At 68.5% G+C, this 17,968-nt stretch carries 15 protein-coding genes and 1 tRNA gene; 11 read left to right on the forward strand and 5 right to left on the reverse strand.

Annotation, left to right across the window (positions count from 1 at the left end; genetic code table 11):
* Nucleotides 1-33: 33 nt before the first annotated feature.
* On the forward strand, nucleotides 34-855 hold the full coding sequence (locus RCP38_RS01300) for a glycoside hydrolase family 16 protein (RefSeq protein WP_308474904.1): 822 nt from the start codon (nucleotides 34-36) through the stop codon (nucleotides 853-855).
* Here the strand turns inward: RCP38_RS01300 and RCP38_RS01305 are convergent.
* A complete protein-coding gene (locus RCP38_RS01305; RefSeq protein WP_308474905.1) occupies nucleotides 852-1,736 on the reverse strand; it encodes a hypothetical protein in 885 nt (294 codons plus the stop codon). The two genes, RCP38_RS01300 and RCP38_RS01305, sit on opposite strands and share 4 nt — an antisense overlap.
* Nucleotides 1,737-1,778: 42 nt before the next feature.
* Nucleotides 1,779-2,618, reverse strand: coding sequence for an oxidoreductase (locus tag RCP38_RS01310; protein ID WP_308474906.1), 840 nt, complete (start codon nucleotides 2,616-2,618; stop codon nucleotides 1,779-1,781).
* 98 nt (nucleotides 2,619-2,716) lie between these two features.
* Here RCP38_RS01310 and RCP38_RS01315 point away from each other — a divergent pair, with 98 nt between their 5' ends.
* Together RCP38_RS01315 and RCP38_RS01320 are read left to right on the forward strand one after the other, a co-directional pair.
* Entirely contained in the window at nucleotides 2,717-3,628 is a 912-nt protein-coding gene (locus tag RCP38_RS01315; protein WP_308477461.1) for a LysR family transcriptional regulator, read from the forward strand.
* Nucleotides 3,629-3,783: 155 nt separating this feature from the next.
* Nucleotides 3,784-5,340, forward strand: a complete 1,557-nt coding sequence (locus RCP38_RS01320) for a PE-PPE domain-containing protein (protein ID WP_308474907.1) — start codon at nucleotides 3,784-3,786, stop codon at nucleotides 5,338-5,340.
* Nucleotides 5,341-5,357: 17 nt separating this feature from the next.
* Here RCP38_RS01320 and RCP38_RS01325 read toward each other — a convergent pair.
* Nucleotides 5,358-5,431, reverse strand: a tRNA-Gly gene (locus tag RCP38_RS01325).
* 135 nt (nucleotides 5,432-5,566) lie between these two features.
* Here RCP38_RS01325 and dcd point away from each other — a divergent pair.
* From dcd to RCP38_RS01360, 7 genes are all read left to right on the forward strand, one after another.
* The gene (gene dcd, locus RCP38_RS01330; RefSeq protein WP_308474908.1) at nucleotides 5,567-6,139 is read left to right on the forward strand and encodes a dCTP deaminase; all 573 of its coding nucleotides are present in this window, start codon (nucleotides 5,567-5,569) and stop codon (nucleotides 6,137-6,139) included.
* A gap of 75 nt (nucleotides 6,140-6,214) precedes the next feature.
* Nucleotides 6,215-7,726: a DUF7159 family protein gene (locus RCP38_RS01335; RefSeq protein ID WP_308474909.1), complete on the forward strand. Its 1,512-nt coding sequence runs from the start codon at nucleotides 6,215-6,217 to the stop codon at nucleotides 7,724-7,726.
* Nucleotides 7,727-7,756: 30 nt separating this feature from the next.
* A complete protein-coding gene (locus RCP38_RS01340; RefSeq protein ID WP_308474910.1) occupies nucleotides 7,757-9,346 on the forward strand; it encodes a DUF7159 family protein in 1,590 nt (529 codons plus the stop codon).
* A gap of 29 nt (nucleotides 9,347-9,375) precedes the next feature.
* Nucleotides 9,376-10,137, forward strand: a complete 762-nt coding sequence (locus RCP38_RS01345; protein WP_308474911.1) for a maleylpyruvate isomerase family mycothiol-dependent enzyme — start codon at nucleotides 9,376-9,378, stop codon at nucleotides 10,135-10,137.
* 22 nt (nucleotides 10,138-10,159) lie between these two features.
* Complete coding sequence (locus RCP38_RS01350; RefSeq protein ID WP_308474912.1) at nucleotides 10,160-10,519, forward strand: nuclear transport factor 2 family protein; 360 nt, start codon at nucleotides 10,160-10,162, stop codon at nucleotides 10,517-10,519.
* Nucleotides 10,520-10,570: 51 nt separating this feature from the next.
* Nucleotides 10,571-11,437, forward strand: a complete 867-nt coding sequence (gene rfbA, locus RCP38_RS01355) for a glucose-1-phosphate thymidylyltransferase RfbA (RefSeq protein ID WP_308474913.1) — start codon at nucleotides 10,571-10,573, stop codon at nucleotides 11,435-11,437.
* 38 nt (nucleotides 11,438-11,475) lie between these two features.
* Nucleotides 11,476-12,990 (forward strand): HNH endonuclease signature motif containing protein, encoded by a 1,515-nt coding sequence (locus RCP38_RS01360; RefSeq protein WP_308474914.1) that lies wholly within the window; start codon nucleotides 11,476-11,478, stop codon nucleotides 12,988-12,990.
* Here RCP38_RS01360 and RCP38_RS01365 read toward each other — a convergent pair.
* The gene (locus RCP38_RS01365) at nucleotides 12,987-14,279 is read right to left on the reverse strand and encodes a pyridoxal phosphate-dependent aminotransferase (protein WP_373692420.1); all 1,293 of its coding nucleotides are present in this window, start codon (nucleotides 14,277-14,279) and stop codon (nucleotides 12,987-12,989) included. The genes RCP38_RS01360 and RCP38_RS01365 overlap by 4 nt on opposite strands.
* 162 nt (nucleotides 14,280-14,441) lie before the next feature.
* Here RCP38_RS01365 and RCP38_RS01370 point away from each other — a divergent pair, with 162 nt between their 5' ends.
* Nucleotides 14,442-14,837, forward strand: coding sequence for a hypothetical protein (locus tag RCP38_RS01370; protein ID WP_308474915.1), 396 nt, complete (start codon nucleotides 14,442-14,444; stop codon nucleotides 14,835-14,837).
* 62 nt (nucleotides 14,838-14,899) lie between these two features.
* Here the strand turns inward: RCP38_RS01370 and RCP38_RS01375 are convergent, their stop codons facing one another.
* Entirely contained in the window at nucleotides 14,900-17,767 is a 2,868-nt protein-coding gene (locus tag RCP38_RS01375; RefSeq protein WP_308477463.1) for a (Fe-S)-binding protein, read from the reverse strand.
* Nucleotides 17,768-17,968 lie beyond the last annotated feature (201 nt).

The raw sequence follows: 17,968 nt of genomic DNA on the forward strand, positions 1-17,968 counted from the left end.
ATGCCCCTGCCGCTGTAGTGGTTTCATGCGAAGGTGGCGGAGATGAATCGACGCAGCCTGATGTTGACGACCGGATTCGGCATGATCGCTGCGACGATGCGGTTGCCGGAGGCGTGGGCACAACCGCGGCCGGCGGGCCCCCTGCCCGCCGCACCGTCGCAGACGTACCTCTTCCGCGATGAATTCGACGGACCGGCCGGTTCCGCGCCGGATCCCGCGAAGTGGACCGTGGCACGGGCCCGCGAAACCATGAAGGACCCGACGTTCTGGGAGCGTCCGGAGAACGTCGGCCAGTACCGCGACGATCGCAAGAACGTGTTCATCGACGGAAAGTCGAACCTCGTGCTGCGCGCCGCCAAGGAGGGCGGCACCTACTACAGCGGCAAAGTCCAGAGCCGGTGGAGGGGCGGTATCGGCCACACCTGGGAAGCCCGGATCAAACTGAACTGTCTGACCGCCGGGGCCTGGCCCGCCTGGTGGATGGGCAACGACGACGAGGGTGAGATCGACGTACTGGAGTGGTACGGCAACGGCAGTTGGCCGTCGGCGACCACCGTCCACACCAAATCCAATGGCGCCGAATGGGCTACGCAACAGATCTCGATGGACAGTGCATGGCATACCTGGCGGTGCCGCTGGGACGTCGACGGTATCCGGTTCTGGCGTGACTGGGTCGATGGTGCTGCGCCCTACTTCACCGTTCCGGCGAATTCGATTGCGGACTGGCCGTTCAACGATGCCGGCTACCAGGTGTTCACGGTTCTCAACCTGGCGGTGGCCGGTTCCGGGGGCGGCGATCCCGGGCCGGGAAGCTATCCGGCGGAGATGCTCATAGACTGGATCCGCGTCTTCTAAAGCTGGCTTGTCGCACCGGATTCCGAGGCGTCTTCCCTGGCATCAAGCCAGGCCACCCCGGCGCGTGCAGCGCGGATCAACGCGCCCCGCTCACCGAAATAGGATGCGATCAAACCCAATCCGGGAAGGGTGCCGAGTCGCTGGTAGATCTTCTTGGGGTGCGGACGCTTGCCGGCCTCTTCGAACGTCGCCCGCAGGATGCCGGCCAACTGCCAGACCGTGCGGGTGATCACCACCGGGGTCGAAGAGGTGATCGACTTCAACGGTTTCCAGCCGGGCGGCGGCGTCTGCGGCAGCGGCTCCGGATCGCGTGGTGCGGAAACATCGAAATCCTCCGGAATGCGACGCCCACACAACACCTCCGCGAGCAGTCGCACTTGCTCGCCCCGGTCGGTCACGCCGTACTCGCGGGCAAGCGCGCACAGCACGATCGCGTGGTTGACGAATCCCGCCAGCTCGCCCACCGGAACCACCCGCGACAGCCACCCGAACGCGCCGGGGGAGGCCACCACCAGGGTGTTGAGCGCACCGACTCGGTGTACCCACCAGTGCACGCGCTGTTCGCGACTCATTCGCTCCCAGGCCGCGGTGCCCGGCAGGTCGGCGGCGTTGATCAACAGCGCCCCGGCGTTCAGGGCGCGATTGCCGACGCTGGGGCCACGACCGGCCTCGCTCCGGCGGTGTCGTAACCGGAACCGGCGGATCCGCTGGGTCAATCCCTGCGGCGGAGTCAGCAGCCGGCGGGTGCGACTGCGCAGACCGATCGGATCGGCTTCGGAGAGCAGGTCGAGCAGGGGATCGATAACGGCCACGGCGCGGCTGAGCGCGTCGGCGACGTCGGCATCGGTGAGAGCGGTGTGCGGCTTCGGGAACAGACCCATGCCGATGATTGTGACCGGTTCACCGGGATGTGCGCGACGTTCTCATCCCACGTCGTCGAAGTCGGTCGATTCGGACACCGCGCGCCACCGGGCCAACTCGGACTGCACCCCGACGATCTTGGCCTCCACCGCCGCGATGGTGTCGTTGCCCAGGAGCAGGCGTACCGGGGGCTCGTCCGCCTCGATGACGTCGATGATCGCCGCCGCCGCCTTGACCGGGTCGCCGGGCTGGTCGTGGTTACGTTCGCCTGCGGTCACGCGCATCTGGCCCGCGGGGCCGTCGGCGTAATCCTCGATGACGTTCTGCTGGATCTGCAGGCTCGACGAGTCGAGGAAGTCGGTGCGAAAGTAGCCGGGCTCCACCACCATCACGTGGACACCCAGTGGGCGCAGTTCGGCGTGAAGCGCCTCGGAAAGCGCCTCGACGGCGAACTTGGTGGATGCGTAAACGCCCCATCCCGGCGAGCTGACGAATCCTCCCACCGAGGAGATGTTGACGATCGCGCCGGATCGCTGCGCCCGCAGTACCGGAGCGATGGCACGCGTGACGGTCAACAGGCCGAAGACATTGGTCTCATAGACGGCCCGGACCTCGGCGTCGGTGGCCTCCTCTACCGCTCCGAGCAGACCGCGGCCGGCATTGTTGATCAGCACATCGATACGGCCGAACCGTTCCATCGTCGCCTGGACCGCCTGGCGGGCCTGGTCATCGTCGGTGACGTCGAGCGCGACGGCGAGCAGGTTGTCGTTCTCGCCGAGGGCGTCGGTGACCGCCGCGGCGCGCCGCGCGGTCGCGACCACCCGGTGGCCGCGGTCCAGCAGGTCGCGAGCGATCTGCAGCCCGAACCCGCGGGAAGCTCCGGTGATGAACCAAACGCTCATGACCTGCACCCTTCGTCGTATCCATTTAGATGCCTCGGATGGTGTGATGCAAGAGGTTCGGGGATATATTTGCGTCCATCGACATCAATACCCGCAAGCTGCGCCACTTCGTCGTCGTCGCCGAGGAATTGCACTTCAGCCGCGCAGCCACCCGCCTCTACCTGACGCAGCAGGCCCTCAGCCGCGAGATCAAGGAACTCGAGACCTGGGTGGGCGCCAAACTGCTGGATCGCACCACCCGGAAAGTGACGCTGACCGAGGCCGGCCAGATCTTCCTGTCCGGCGCGTATGCCGTCCTGGGCGCCCTGGACGGCGCGGTCGCCGACACCATGCGGGCGGTGCGCGGGTTGTCGGGCACGCTGCGACTGGGCTACATCCCCGGTGCCGCACTGGAGTTGACGGGGCTGATCGTCGACGAGTTCCGCAACCGGTTCCCCGAGGTCGACGTCATCATGCGGGAGTTCCCGGTCGGTGACCCGTCGGCGGGCCTGGACTCCGGGGCCAGTGATGTGGCGCTGCTGCGGTTGCCGGTGAGCACCCCCGACATCGAGACCGAGCAACTGTTCGTCGATCCGGTCGTGGTGATGGTGTCGGCCACCCATCGTCACGCCGAGCGCCGGTCGGTTTCGGTGATGGACCTGATCGACGACCCGATCACGAGTGCCGATACCGACGATGCGGCGCACCGGGAGTTCTGGTGCCTGGAGTCGGTGCGCAGCGGGACGACCCCGGCCCGGCGCGTGCTGATCAATTCGATCACCGAGGAGGCTCAGGTGGTCGCGGCCGGGATGGCGGTCGCGGTCTCGAGTTCCGCGGTGATGCAGTATCTGCCGGCGCCGGGTGTGCGCTGCGTGCCGATCGACGACTGGCCGGGGTCGGTGGCCGCGGTCGGCTGGCCGCGCCACGAGACCGCGCCTTTGGTGGCCCAATTCGTGGAGGTGGCGTGCACGGTTCGTGACCGGGAGGTCGAAACCGTGCGCCAGATCGAAGACCGGCTGATCCGCCGCTGATCGCTGACGATCCCCCGGGGGCGTCGAGTGCGGTCGCAACTGCGCTATTTCGTCGACGAAAACACCGCAATCGCTAATGACTGTCATATATTCTTCTTGGGTTATTGGTCCGGTTCGCTCAGGAATGGGCGATTGTTCGCAGTCCGGAGGTCCCCGTGAAGCATTCGTCCGTACGCGACCGGGTCACCCTCCCGTTGGCGCTGTCCTGTGCCGCGCTTGCGGCCCTGCCCGCATCGCCGGCCCCGGCGGCACCGCCGAGCTCCGAAATCCTTTCCGCGGCAGTGCGACTGCTGTCCGGGGACGGCTCCGACTACCTGCCGATCGACAGCACTCCGGGGCCCGGCGACGGGGTGGCGTTGATGATGGGCGGCAGCGGATCGCCGTGGCCGTCGGTGGAGACGATGCAGGCGTCGTTCAACTACTACTCCAACGCCAATGTCGCGAACTTCGGTGACTACGTACCGATCCGGGTGTTCACCCCCGAGGGTGCCTCCCCGGCGTTCGGCGGCATCAAGAGCCTGCCCTACACCGAATCGGTGCGTCAGGGCGTGCAGGCGCTGGAGGCCCGGATTCAAGAAGAACTGCGGCTGGGGCACCCGGTGTCGTCCGTCGGCGTCTCGCAGAGCTCGAACATCAACTCGGTGGTGCTGCGCGACATCGCCGAGGGCCGGTTCGTGCCCGATTACAGCAACGTGCCCGCGGGGACCGTGCCGCTGCAGTTCCTGAGCCTGGGCAATCCGAGCAACCCCAACGGCGGCTTCCTGGAGCGCTTCCATCTGCCCGAGGACCCCACCGCCACCGTCGCCAGCGTCGGCCTGACGTTCGACGGTGCGGCCGCCACCGACACCGGCATCCCGGTGGTCAGTTACTGCCTGGAGTACGACCCGAACTGCGACTTCCCGCTCTACACGCAGAATTTCATCTCGGACATCAACTCGATGATCGGCTGGGCGCTGGTCCACCCGTACTACATCACCGGGGTGCTCGGGCCGGGTATCGGTGCGACCCACGACGAGATCGCGAATGCCATCGAACTGCCGACCAGCGAGGGCTACGACGGCGGCAGCACCTTCTACATGATGCCGTGGGAGGGCCAACTGCCGTTGGCGACGATCATCCAGGCGTTCGCCGGCAAGCCGATCGCCGATCTGCTGGAGCCGGTGCTGACGGTGATCTCGAACCTGGGCTACGGCACCGACCCCACCATCGGCTGGTCGACGTTGCCGGCCGATGTGCCCACCACACTGCAGCCCTACCCGACGCTGACCTCCGAGGAGTTCGACACGATCCTGGGCGCGCTGTGGGACGCGACCAAGCAGGGCGTCAACGACTTCTTCTACGCCCTGTCGCACCCCGAGGAGGACGCCGGCGGCGGACTGCTGGCCAGTCTGCTGGGCGGCGGGTCCGACGAGGTGTCGAACGGGCCGCAGTCGCTGGCCGAGATCGCCGACGGGGTCAGCAGTCTGATCTCGCACGTCAGCGCGCTGTCGATGCCGATCTCCGACATCTTCAACGCGTTGACCGTCGCGCTGCCGGCGCACTCGCTGACGGTGTTCATGAACTCCCTGGATGAGGGCAAGGACTTCGGTGAGGCGCTGTCGCTGACGTCGGCGTTCGCGACCGGGCTGCAGGCGCTGGCCGGCGGCTTCCTGGCGATCGTCGGGGTCAACGCGCTGCCGGACATCCTGGGGGATCTGGACCAGATCTTCTAGGGGGCGTCGCCGGGGTATGGAGCCGATGACGGGAATCGAACCCGCGTATTCAGCTTGGGAAGCTGATGTTCTGCCATTGAACTACATCGGCACTGGTGCGCTAGCAGGCTAGCATCCGGCGGGCTTGCCGCTTGCCGAGTGTGCGGTTTCATCCGGCAAACGTGGCGCGTTGCCGATAAAGCCGCACGACGGGCACGTCGCCAGGCCCAGCGGATACGCTTTTGCCGTGCTGCTCTCCGATCGCGATCTGCGGGCCGAAATCGCTGCCGGCCGACTGGGTATCGACCCGTTCGACGATGCCCTGGTACAGCCCTCCAGCGTGGACGTTCGCCTCGACAGTCTGTTCCGGGTGTTCAACAACACCCGCTACACCCACATCGACCCCGCTCAACAGCAGGACGAGCTCACCACGCTGGTCGAACCCAAACCCGGCGAGCCGTTCGTGCTGCATCCCGGCGAGTTCGTCCTGGGCTCCACCCTGGAGTGCTGCAGCCTGCCCGAAGATCTGGCCGGCCGGCTGGAGGGCAAGTCGAGCCTGGGCCGGCTGGGCCTGTTGACGCACTCCACCGCGGGTTTCATCGACCCCGGCTTCTCCGGGCACATCACCTTGGAGCTGTCCAACGTGGCGAATCTGCCCATCACATTGTGGCCGGGGATGAAGATCGGCCAGCTGTGTCTGCTGCGGTTGACGAGTCCGGCGGAACACCCGTACGGCAGTAAACGCGTAGGGTCGAAATATCAGGGCCAGCGCGGGCCGACGCCGTCCCGCTCGTACCAGAACTTCATCAAGTCCAGCTAGGTCTGGCGATGTAGCGCCGCGGGGGCGGCGAGGTAGACGCCATCGACGGGCCCTGGCAGTCACAGGGGAGGTTTGGTGGACATCGTTCTCGGGGTGTCGGTGGCACCCTCGACGGTCCGCATGGTGTTGGTGGAAGGCGAGAACGCCGACGGCGTCACCGTGGAGCGCGACGACTTCGACGTGAAATCGGGCCCGCAGGACGCCCCCGAGCGGGTGGTCTCGGCGATCCTGGGCACGCGTGAGGGCGCCCGGGAGGGCGGCTATCAGATCAGCTCGACCGGCGTGACCTGGAGCAGTCAGGCCGAGGCGAACGCGCTGCGGGAGGCGTTGGCCGGACGCAAGGTCGAGAACGTGATGCTGGTGTCGACGTTCCTGGCCGCGGCCGCGCTCGCCCAGTCGGTGGGTGCTGCGACGCGCTACGCCCGCACCGCCCTGCTGTTCGTCGAACCGGAGGCGGCCACCCTGGCCGTCGTCAACTCCGACGACGGCTCCATCGCCGAGATGCACCGGCAGGCGCTCTCCCCCGACGACGTCAGTGCCGTCGGCGAGATCGCCGAGCTGGCCGGGGGTGCGCAACGGTTGGACTCGCGCCCGGACGGCCTGTTCGTGGTCGGATCGGGTGTCAACGTCGAGATGATCAAGGGCGAGCTGGACGGCGCCACCACGCTGCCGGTCAGCGTGCCGGACGAGCCGGAGATGGCGCTGGCCCGCGGAGCCGCGCTGGCCAGTGCCCACGCCCCGCTGTTCTCGTCGTCGACGCGGGCCCAGGCGTGGGCACAGGATCCGGGCACCGGGGGGCTGGACCCGGTACTGGCCGGTGTCGGGTACGCCTATGTCGCACCGGCGGAGGTGGACTACAACGCCACCTCGAACAACGAGCCCTTGGCCTACAGCGCGGTTCCCGACACCGGCTACTCCGACGTCGCCTTTCCCGATGTGGCCGACGATCCGGAACTCGTCGATTCCCGGATGCTGGATTTCAGTACCGCGATCCAGCCTCGGGAACGTAAGCCGATGCTGGTCACCGGCGGCGTCGCCGCGCTGTTTGTGATCGGGGTGCTGGGGCTGGCGATCGCGCTGGCGGTGGGGATGCGGGCGGCCAAGGAGCAGCGACCCGACGTGCGGGCCAATGTCGTCACCCATCAGACTCCGCCGCCCAAGGCGGTCGTCACACCGGCACCACCGCCGCCCGCGGCTCCGCCCGCCCCGGTCGGCGAGCAGGCCCCGCCGCAGGCGCCCCCACCCGTGCCGGCGGCTCCCGCTCCGCGGGCTCCGCGCCGTTGCCGGTGGCGCCGCCCCCACCGCCCCTGCCGCCGCCGGCGTTGCCGCCCCCGCCGCTGCCCAACCTGGGCATTCCCGGTCTGCCAGGTGGCCCGCCGCTGTTCAAGCCGCCGCGCGGCGGCTGGGGTGACGACGACTGGGGCCGTGGCGGCGGCCGGGGCGGTGGTCGTGGCGGCGGGCACGGTGGCGGCCGCGGCGGCGACCACGGTGGTGGGCATGGTCGCGGTGGCGGCGGGTTCCCGTTCAAGATTCCCGGTCTGCACTTCTGAGTGGTTAGAAACCCCACAAAGTTATAAGATGTGCTAAATACTTGTCGGCCGTTGCGGAGGAGGTGCGGTGGACATCGTTCTCGGGGTTTCGATGGCGCCGCCATCGGTCCGGATGGTGCTCGTCGAGGGGGAGCGCGCCGCCGGTGTGACCGTCGACGAAGACGGCTTCGAGGTCGACGGCGCCGACGCCGCCCTGCCCGAGCAGGTGGTGGCGGCCATCCTGGGCACTCAGGAGAGCGCGCGGGAGAGCGGCTACCGGTTGGCCTCGACGGGCGTGACCGTCACCGATCAGCTGCAGGCCGGCCGGCTGCGCGACGTGCTGGCCGACCACCGCGTGGAGAACGTGATGCTGGTTTCGGCGTTCCTGGCCGCCGCCGCGTTGGCCCAGGTGGTGGGTGGATCGGTCGGCTACCAGCGGACCGCGCTGATGTTCGTCGAACCCGGAAGCGCGACGCTGGCGGTCGTCGATTCGTCGGACGGCTCGGTCACCGAAGTGCAGCGGGTCGTGTTGCCCGCCGACGACGCGGCCGCGGTGAACACGATGAAGCGCCTTGCCGCAGAGGCCGGTCGACTGCCGTCGCGGCCCGCGGGCCTGTTCGTCGTGGGCTCCGGGGTGAACGTCGACGTGATCAAACCGGAACTGGATGCGGCCAGCCTGCTGCCGGTCAGCGTGCCGGAGGAGCCTGAGACCGCGCTGGCGCGCGGCGCGGCGCTGGCCAGTGCCCACGCCCCGTTGTTCGACTCCTCGACGTCGGCCTTGGCGTGGGCGCGTGACCCCGGCACCGGCATGATCGACCCGGATCTGGTGGCGCTGAGCTACTCCTACCAGAGCGACTACGACGCCACCGTGAGCGAGTACGCGCTGGCCTACAGTGCGGTTCCCGACGACACCGACAGCGGCTACCTGCCGTTGCTGGGCGGCGGGGAGCCCGTCGCCGAGTACGACGAGGACTATCCGCCGAGTTCCGGCCTTCGCCCGTACGACGAACTGGATCTTGAGCCCGCTACCGAGTCGCGCCGCAAGCCGTTCGTCCTGGTCGGCAGTGGTCTGGCGGCGTTCTTTGTCGTCGGGGTGACCAGTCTGGCGGTAGCGCTGGCCGTCAACATCCGGCCCACCGCCGCCGATCATCCGCCGCCCAGTCAACACATCGTCGTACCCACCCAGCAGGCGCCGGCACCGGCACCGGCGCCGGAGGTGGCGCCCAAGAAGGCCCCACCGGTGGTGCAGGCTCCGGCGCCGCCGGCGGCCCGCCCGGTGCCCGCCGCACCCGCCCCGGCTCCCGCGGCTCCGGCGCCTCCGCCGGCGGCTCCGGCTCCGGTGCCGATCCCGATACCGGTCCAGGTGCCGGTACCGGCGCCGGCGGCTCCGGCGCCCATCGAGGTGCCCGCCCCGGCCGCCCCGGCGCCCCCGCCGCCGGTCGTCAAGAAGCCGGCCTGGCCGCCGATCTTCAACCCGCCCAAGCAGAATCCGCCCAAGCAGAATCCGCCGAAGCAGAGTTCGCCGGGCAACGACGGTGGCGGCAAGAAGGGCGGAGCTCCCTCGCCGTGGCTTCCCGGTGTCGGCAGCAATGGCGGCGGGTCGAGCCCCTGGCTGCCCGGTTTCGGTGGCGGCGGCAACAGCGGCGGAGGCCGCGGCAACAGTGGTTGGCCCTTCTGAGCGGCCGCGGATTCAACTAGCCTGACGGCGTGGATTACGCCGCAGCGTTACTCGATGAGACCCGTGCGTTCGGTGAGCTGTTTCGCGTCGGGGATCCCGCCCTGGCGATACCGACGTGCCCGGAATGGAACCTCACCCAGCTGTTCCGGCACTTCGGCCGCGGAAACCGTTGGGCTGCACAGATCATCGCGGACCGACGGGACAGCCCGCTGGACCCGCGCGACGTCGTCGGCGGCAAACCGCCCGCCGAGCCGGACGCCGCCGTGGAGTGGCTGCACGACGGTGCCCAGCGGGTACTGGACGCGGTCGCCGGCAGTGGGCCCGACACCCCGGTCTGGACGTTTCTCGGGCCGCGTCCGGCCGCGTGGTGGGTGCGACGGCGGTTGCACGAGGCCACGGTGCATCGCGCCGATGCAGCATTGGCGCTGGGTGTCGACTTCGATCTGCCGGCGGAGTTGGCCGCGGACGGGATCAGTGAACTGCTGGATCTGATCCCGGCCCTGGTGAGTCGCAACGCGCCGGCCTCACCGTTGGCCGACGGCCACAGCGTTCATCTGCACGCCGACGACGACGGGCTCGGGTCGGCCGGCGAGTGGACCATCAGCCGGCCCGCGGGAACCGACACCGTGAGCTGGTCGCATGAACACGGCAAAGGGTCGGTGGCACTGCGTGGTTCGGCGCGGGATCTCTTCCTGGTGGTGACACGCCGGGTCGCGGTCGCCGATACCGGCATCGCGGTCTTCGGCGACCCGGCGGTCTGGCAGAACTGGGCCGACAGCACCGCCTTCTGAGCGGGCGGTAGTTTTGGCGAACATGAGCACATCGGAGATCGCAACCGTCCTCGCCTGGCACGACGCGCTGGCCGACGGTGATCTGGACACCCTGGAGAAGCTGTCCAGCGATGACATCGAGGTGGCCGATGCATCCGGGGCCGGGCAGGGCCATCAGGCGCTGCGCCGCTGGGCGGACTCGGTAGAGGTCAAGTCCACAATCGGTCGGATGTATGTGCACGGCGGCATCGTGGTCGCCGAACTGGCGACCGCTGGCGCGGACACGGCCCACGGCGTCGTCTTCCGGGTGGTGCACGACCGCGTCACCGCGGTGTTCCGCCACGACAGCCTCGAGGCCGCTCTGGCCGCCACCGAACTCACCGAAGGCGACCGGGTCGACTGACCGGCCGCGCCCTGCTCGGCGGCGTGTGGGGTCGCCGTTAAGCTGAGGCCCATGCGCGGGATCATCCTGGCCGGTGGCTCCGGCACCCGCCTGCATCCGATCACGATGGGCGTCAGCAAGCAGTTGCTGCCGGTCTACGACAAACCGCTGGTCTACTACCCGCTGTGCACGCTGATGCTCGCGGGCATCCGGGACATCCAGATCATCACCACCGGGCACGACGCCCCGGCCTTCCGGCGCCTGCTCGGCGACGGCAGCGCGTTCGGGGTGGACATCGATTACGCGGTCCAGGACCGGCCCGACGGCCTGGCGCGGGCGTTCGTCATCGGCGCCGATCACATCGGTGATGATTCGGTAGCGCTGGTGCTGGGCGACAACATCTTCTACGGCGCCGGCCTGGGCACCAGTCTGCGGCGGCACCAATCCGTTTCCGGCGCTGTGATTTTCGCCTACTGGATGGCAGACCCGTCCGCCTACGGAGTGGTCGATTTCGACGCGAACGGCACGGCGATCTCGGTGGTGGAGAAGCCGTCCGAACCCGCGTCGCACTACGCGATCCCGGGGCTGTATTTCTACGACAACGACGTCGTCGAGATCGCCAGGGGGCTGCAACCGTCTGCGCGCGGTGAATACGAGATCACCGACATCAACCGGGCCTATCTGGAGCAGGGCCGGTTGACCGTGGAGACGCTGGCGCGCGGCACCGCGTGGCTGGACACCGGGACGTTCGACTCGCTGCTGGATGCCGGTGACTACGTGCGCACCGTCGAACGTCGCCAGGGACTCAAGATCGGTGTCCCCGAAGAGGTGGCCTGGCGGATGGGATTCATCGACGACGACGCCCTGGCCGCCCGTGCCGCGGAGACGGGCAAGTCCGGATACGGCGACTACCTGGCGGGTCTGTTGGAGCGGCGGTAGCCGGGGGACTTGTCGGACCCCCGATTAGTATCGAAAGTATGTTCGATATCGAGTTGCCGGAGCCGGAGGACCTGTCCGGCGTCGACGACAGCGCCCTGGTGGCGGCGGTCGCGGGCTGGGGGCGGGTCGAGGCCGCCGCAGCGGCCCGGCGGCTCGCGGTCATCGCCGAATTGGTGGACCGGGGGACGTCCGGCGAAGGCGCGCGTGCGCGCTGGGCCTGTGACGGTTGGGATGCGACCGCGGCGGAGGTGGCCGCGGCCGCAGGTTCGACCCGGGGCCGCGCATCGAGCCAGATGTACGTGGCCACCGCGCTGCGGCACCGGCTGCCCCGGGTCGCCGAACTGTTCGCCGACGGCACTCTCAGCGCGGCCATGGTGAGCACCCTCGTCTGGCACACCATGCTGATCGAAGACCTCGGCGTGCTCGCGGTCGTCGACGCGATTCTGGCCGGTCAGGCCTGTCATTACGGCCAGTTGTCGGCGGCCAAGACCATCGCCGCCATCCACGCGGTGATCGAGGCCCACGACCCCGCCGCGGTGCGCCGGGGCCGTGACGCGGCCCGCAGTCGGGACCTGGTGGTCGATCTGGAGAACTCCGAATCCGGCACCACCGCGCTGTGGGGACGGCTGTACGCCCACGACGCCACCGTGCTGGACCGGCGCCTGGCCGCGATGGCCCACAGCGTCTGCGACGACGATCCGCGCAGCATCGGGCAACGCCGGGCCGACGCCCTTGCCGCACTGGCGGCCGGCGCCGACCAGCTGGCGTGCACCTGCGACGACCCGGAGTGCCCCAACCGGCCCGGTGGGACCGGCTCGCAACCCGGTGCCGTGGTGGTCCACGTGGTCGCCGACGCCGGTGGTGTCGCCACCCCGGTAGATCCGGAACGCAGCGGTGATTTTCCGCAGTGCCGGCCGGGTGCTCCCCAGACGCGCGCGGTCCCCGAATCGGTGGTCGAAGCCAAGCCGGTTCAGATCGTCGGCGGGCCGATCATCCCGACCCCGCTGCTGGCCGAGTTGCTACGAAGCGGACGTGCCGTCGTGCGACCCCTGCAGATACCGGGACCGGACTCTGCGCCGGAACCGCATTACCGGCCGTCGGCCAAACTGGCGGACTTCATCCGCTGCCGAGATCTGACCTGCCGATTCCCCGGCTGCGAACACCCCGCGGAGCGTTGTGACATCGACCATGCGATCGCCTGGGGAGACGGCGGGCCGACGCATCCGAGCAATCTTCGGCTGCTGTGCCGAAAACACCACCTGCTCAAGACTTTCTGGGGCTGGCGTGACCGGCAGTTCCCCGACGGCACCATCGTGTGGACCAGCCCCACCGGGCACCGCTACACCACCCACCCGGGCAGCCGGTTGTTGTTCCCGGCCCTCTGCCGATCCACCGGACGGCTCCCCGCCGTGGCACCAGCGCAGCAGCCGACCGGTTGTCGCGACGTGATGATGCCGATCCGGCGACGCACCCGCGCCCAAGACCGTCGGGCGGGTATCGCCGCCGAGCGGGCCGCCAACCTGGCCCGGATCGAAAGCGGACAGCCGCCCTAGGGGCGGTAGCCGACCAGGAAGTTGCCCAGTCGCTCGATGGCGTGGGACAAGTCGCGTGCCCACGGCAGCGTGACGATCCGCAGGTGGTCCGGGGCCGGCCAGTTGAAGCCGGTGCCCTGGGTGACCAGGATCTTCTCCTGCAACAGCAGGTCCAGCACCAGTTGCTCGTCGCTCTCGATCGGATAGACCTCGGGGTCCAGCCGGGGAAACGCGTAGAGGGCTCCGCGGGGCTTCACGCAGGAGACACCCGGGATCTCGTTGAGCTTGCTCCAGGCGACGTCACGCTGTTCGAGTAGCCGCCCGCCGGGCAGCACCAGGTCGTCGATGCTCTGATGACCGCCCAACGCCACCTGAATGGCGTGCTGGGCCGGCACATTCGGGCACAACCGCATGTTCGCCAACAGGTTGATGCCCTCGAGGAAGCTGGTCGCGTGCTCCTTGGGGCCGGTGATGGCCACCCAGCCGGAGCGGTACCCGGCGACCCGATAGGCCTTCGACAGGCCGTTGAAGGTCAAGCACAGTAGGTCCGGTGCCAGGGTGGCCAGGCTGGTGTGCTCGGCGTCGTCGTAGAGGATCTTGTCGTAGATCTCGTCGGCGAGCAGCAGGAGTTGGTGTTTGCGGGCCAACTCCGCGATCTGGGTGAGCACCTCGCGGCTGTACACCGCGCCGGTCGGGTTGTTCGGGTTGATCACCACCAGCGCCTTGGTGCGTTCGGTGATCTTCGATTCCATGTCGGCGACGTCGGGCTGCCAGTCTTGAGTCTCGTCGCACAGATAGTGCACCGGGGTGCCGCCGGCCAGCGATGTCGCCGCGGTCCACAGCGGATAGTCCGGGGCGGGCAGCAGTACCTGGTCACCGTTGTCCAGCAGGGCCTGCAGCACCATCGTGATCAGCTCGGATACGCCGTTGCCCAGGTAGACGTCGTCGACGTCGAATCGCGGGAAGCCCTCGACCAGCTCGTAGCGGGTGACCACCGCGCGTCGGGCCGGCAGGATGCCCTGGGAATCGGAGTAACCCTGGGCGTACGGCAGCGCCTGGATCATGTCGCGCATGATCACATCGGGCGCATCGAACCCGAACGGCGCCGGGTTGCCGATGTTGAGCTTGAGGATGCGGTGCCCTTCGGCCTCCATCCGCGCGGCCTGGGCATGGATCGGACCGCGGATCTCGTAGAGGACGTCCTGCAGTTTCGTCGACTGCGCGAACGTGCGCTGCCGCGGTTGACTGCCGGTGGCAGACCAGGACAGCTGGTGAGTAGTCACGTCGATGATTCTCCCACGGCTGATCAAGTCGTTTTCCAGATGCGCATTGCAATCGATATCGAAATGTGCCGGACACGGCCGTCATCTTTGGCGTCGCCTGACGTGATTTCCCCCGCTGGCACTGTTAACTAGCTGCACAAACGGGAAGGCATCGGAATGAATCGGGTAATCGTGCGGGCATTGATGGTTATGTCTGCCACAGTGGTCGCCACGGCGCTGAATTCCGCGGTCGAGGCCGATGCGGATCCTCAGTCGCAAGGCGGTGTCTACGCCATCGAGGGCGGCGCCGAGGGCTACTTCATCGTCGTCGCCCCGCACTGTGTCACCAACGGGTGTACCGCCGAGATCACCAGTAATCGCGGCTTCGACGGGCCCGCCGTCCTGAACAACGGGCGGTGGGACTTCAAGATCTCCAAGCCCGACGGTGTGGTCTGCGACGACGGCAGCTACGCGCCGGTGGTCGTCGACTACTCGGTCGATGCGGTGTCGCTCGAAGGGGTGCTCACCGCCGATTCCAACGGCAACTGCCCGGGCGGCCAGGTGACCCAGGCCCCGTTCCGGCTGCGGAAGGTCTCCGACTCCTAGAAACGACGATGGGGGCGACCCGAGGCCTGTGCGGCCTCACGTCGCCCCCATGGCGTCGTGCGTTAGCGCTTACCCGGCGGGCGTGCGCCGCGGGCGATGCCCAGCCCCTTGACGGGCACCTCGGCTGCCGGTGTCGCCTCCGTCTCGGCCGCAGCCGGCTCAGCCGCAGCGGGCTCAGCCGCGGCGGGCTCAGCCGCGGCGGGTTCCGCGGCCGGTGCGGCCTCGGCTGCCGGTGCGGCGGCGGGAGCGGCCGGGGCAGCCTTCTTGGCGCCCGGCCTACGGGCACCCGCAGCCATACCGAGGCCCTTGACCGGTGCTGCCGGAGCGGCCGGTGCGGCCTCGGCTGCCGGTGCCGCCTCGGCTGCCGGAGCGGCTGCTGGCGCCTCGGCGGCCGGAGCAGCCGGGGCTGCGGCCTTCTTGGCGCCGGGACGCTTGGCTCCGCCGGCCATGCCCAGACCCTTGACCGGGGCCGCGGCGGCCGGTGCCGCCGGAGCGGCCTCGGCTGCAGGTGCTGCCTCGGCTGCCGGAGCGGCGGCCTTCTTGGCGCCGGGACGCTTGGCTCCGCCGGCCATGCCCAGACCCTTGACCGGGGCTGCGGCAGCCGGAGCCGCAGCAGCCGCGGCGGGCTTCTCCGCGACGGCGGTCGCCGTGGCGGCCGGAGCCGGCGCCGAGGTCTTCTCGGCAGTCTTCTTCGGGCCGGCCTTGGCGGCGGCCTCGGCCGCGGTGCCCTTTGCCGGCAGCGTCACCGAGTCCATGTCCAGCGACTCCAGCAGCAGTTGGGCGATGTCCCGCACGTCCACATCGGAACGCCCGGAGGCTTCGATGCGGTCGTCGACGCCGTCACTGACCATCACCCGGCAGAACGGGCAGGCGGTGGCGATGGTGGTGGCTCCGGTGGCCAGCGCTTCGTCCACGCGGTCGTGGTTCACCCGCGTGCCGATGTGCTCTTCCATCCACATCCGGGCGCCACCGGCACCACAGCAGAACGAGCGGTCCTTGTTCCGCGGCATCTCGACCAGGTTGGCTCCGGCAGCCTCGACGAGCTCACGCGGGGGCTCGTAGACCTTGTTGTGCCGACCCAGGAAGCACGGGTCATGGTAGGTGATGTCGCGGGACACCGGGGTCACCGGAACCAGCTTCTTGTCCCGCACCAGCCGGTTGAGCACCTGGCTGTGGTGCAGCACCGTGTACTCGCTGCCCAGCTGCGGGTACTCGCGGGAGATGGTGTTGAAGCAGTGCGGGCAGCTGGCGATGATCTTGCGATCCGGCCGGTCCAGGCCCTCGAACACCTCGTTGAGCATCTCGACGTTCTGCGCGGCCAACTGCTGGAACAGGAACTCGTTGCCGGCCCGTCGCGCCGGGTCGCCCGTGCAGGTCTCGCCGGTGCCCAGCACCAGGAACTTCACGCCGGCAGCGGCCAGCAGTTCGGCGGTCGCCTTGGTGGTCTTCTTGGCGCGGTCCTCATAGGCGCCCGCGCAACCCACCCAGAACAGGTACTCGAACCCGTCGAAGCTCTCGACGTCCTGGCCGTAGACCGGGATGTCGAAGTTGAGCTCGTCGATCCAGGCGGTGCGCTCCTTGGCGTTCTGCCCCCACGGGTTGCCCTTGTTCTCCAGGTTCTTGAACAGCACGCTCAGCTCGGACGGGAACTCCGACTCGACCAGCACCTGGTAGCGGCGCATGTCCACGATGTGGTCGATGTGCTCGATGTCCACCGGGCACTGCTCGACGCAGGCACCGCAGTTGGTGCAGGACCACAGCACGTCCGGGTCGATCACGCCGCCGGCTTCGGCGGTGCCCACCAGCGGGCGGGCGGCCTGCTCCGGGCCGGACCCGCCGATCCGCTCGAAGCCCTTCTCCGGAACGTGGTGACCGGCCAGCGGCTGGGCGTCGGCGAGGTCGACCGAACCCTCCGCCGGCACCTCCTTGTCGCCGAGCAGGTACGGCGCCTTGGCCATCCAGTGGTCGCGCAGGTCCATGATGAGCAGCTTGGGGCTCAACGGCTTGCCGGTGTTCCAGGCCGGGCACTGCGACTGGCAGCGGCCACACTCGGTACAGGTGGCGAAGTCGAGCATGCCCTTCCAGGTGAAGTCGTCGATCTCGCCGCGACCGAACACCGCGTCCTCGGGCGGGTTGTCGAAGTCGAGCGGCTCGCCCTGGTACTCGATGGGCAGCAGCGGTCCCAGCGCGTTCGGCAGCCGCTTGAACGTGACGTTGATCGGGGCCAGGAAGATGTGCAGGTGCTTGGAGTGCAGCACGATCAGCAGGAAGCCCAGCGCGACCGCGACGTGCAGCAGCAGCGCGGTGGTCTCGATGATCTCGTTGGCCTCGGTCCCCAGCGGCGCCATGAGCTTGCCCATGAAGTGCGACAGGTAGGCGCCCTTGCCGTAGGGCAGGGTGCCGTTGTTGGCCGCGGCGCCACGCAGCAGCAGGAAGGTCCAGACGACGTTGAGGATCATCACCAGGATCAGCCACGCACCACCGTTGTGCGATCCGTAGAACCGCGACGAGCGGCCGTGCTCGGTCGGGTTGCGCAGCACCCGGATGATCATGAACACCACGATCGACAGGGTGACCGCGGTGATGAAGAAGTCCTGCATGAAGCCCAGCACGTCCCAGTGCCCGACCAGCGGGATGGCGAAGTGCGAGTTGAACATCTGGCCGTAGGCCTCGATGTACACCGTGATCAGGACGAAGAACGCCCACATGGTGAAGAAGTGCGCGATCCCGGGAATGTTCCACTTCAGCAGCTTGGCCTGGCCGGCGACCTCGCGGAGCTGCGTCTCGATCCGGGTCTTGATGTCCGAGGTCCGCTCGGCACCCACCTTCTGGCCCGACTTGACCAGCTGGAACAGCCAGAGCACGCGTTTCGCGGCCAGTAAGCCGACGAGGGCTGTCATCGACAGGCCGACGACCAGCCTGATCAGCATCTGGGTTTCTTCGGTCACGGAGAGCCTCTCCCATCTACAAGTTACCGACCAGTAACTTAGCTATGGTTACTGGCGGGTAACTTACCGCCAACCTTGCGCAGCACCAGCTAAACCCCTGCTCGGTGCTCGCTCATAGTGCCACCCCGAGGCCGTTCAGCGCGACGAAGGCTGGCCTAACTGTATCGGTCGACGACCGTTCGG

Source organism: Mycolicibacter sp. MU0083 (assembly GCF_963378075.1).
Lineage (GTDB): Bacteria > Actinomycetota > Actinomycetes > Mycobacteriales > Mycobacteriaceae > Mycobacterium > Mycobacterium kokjensenii.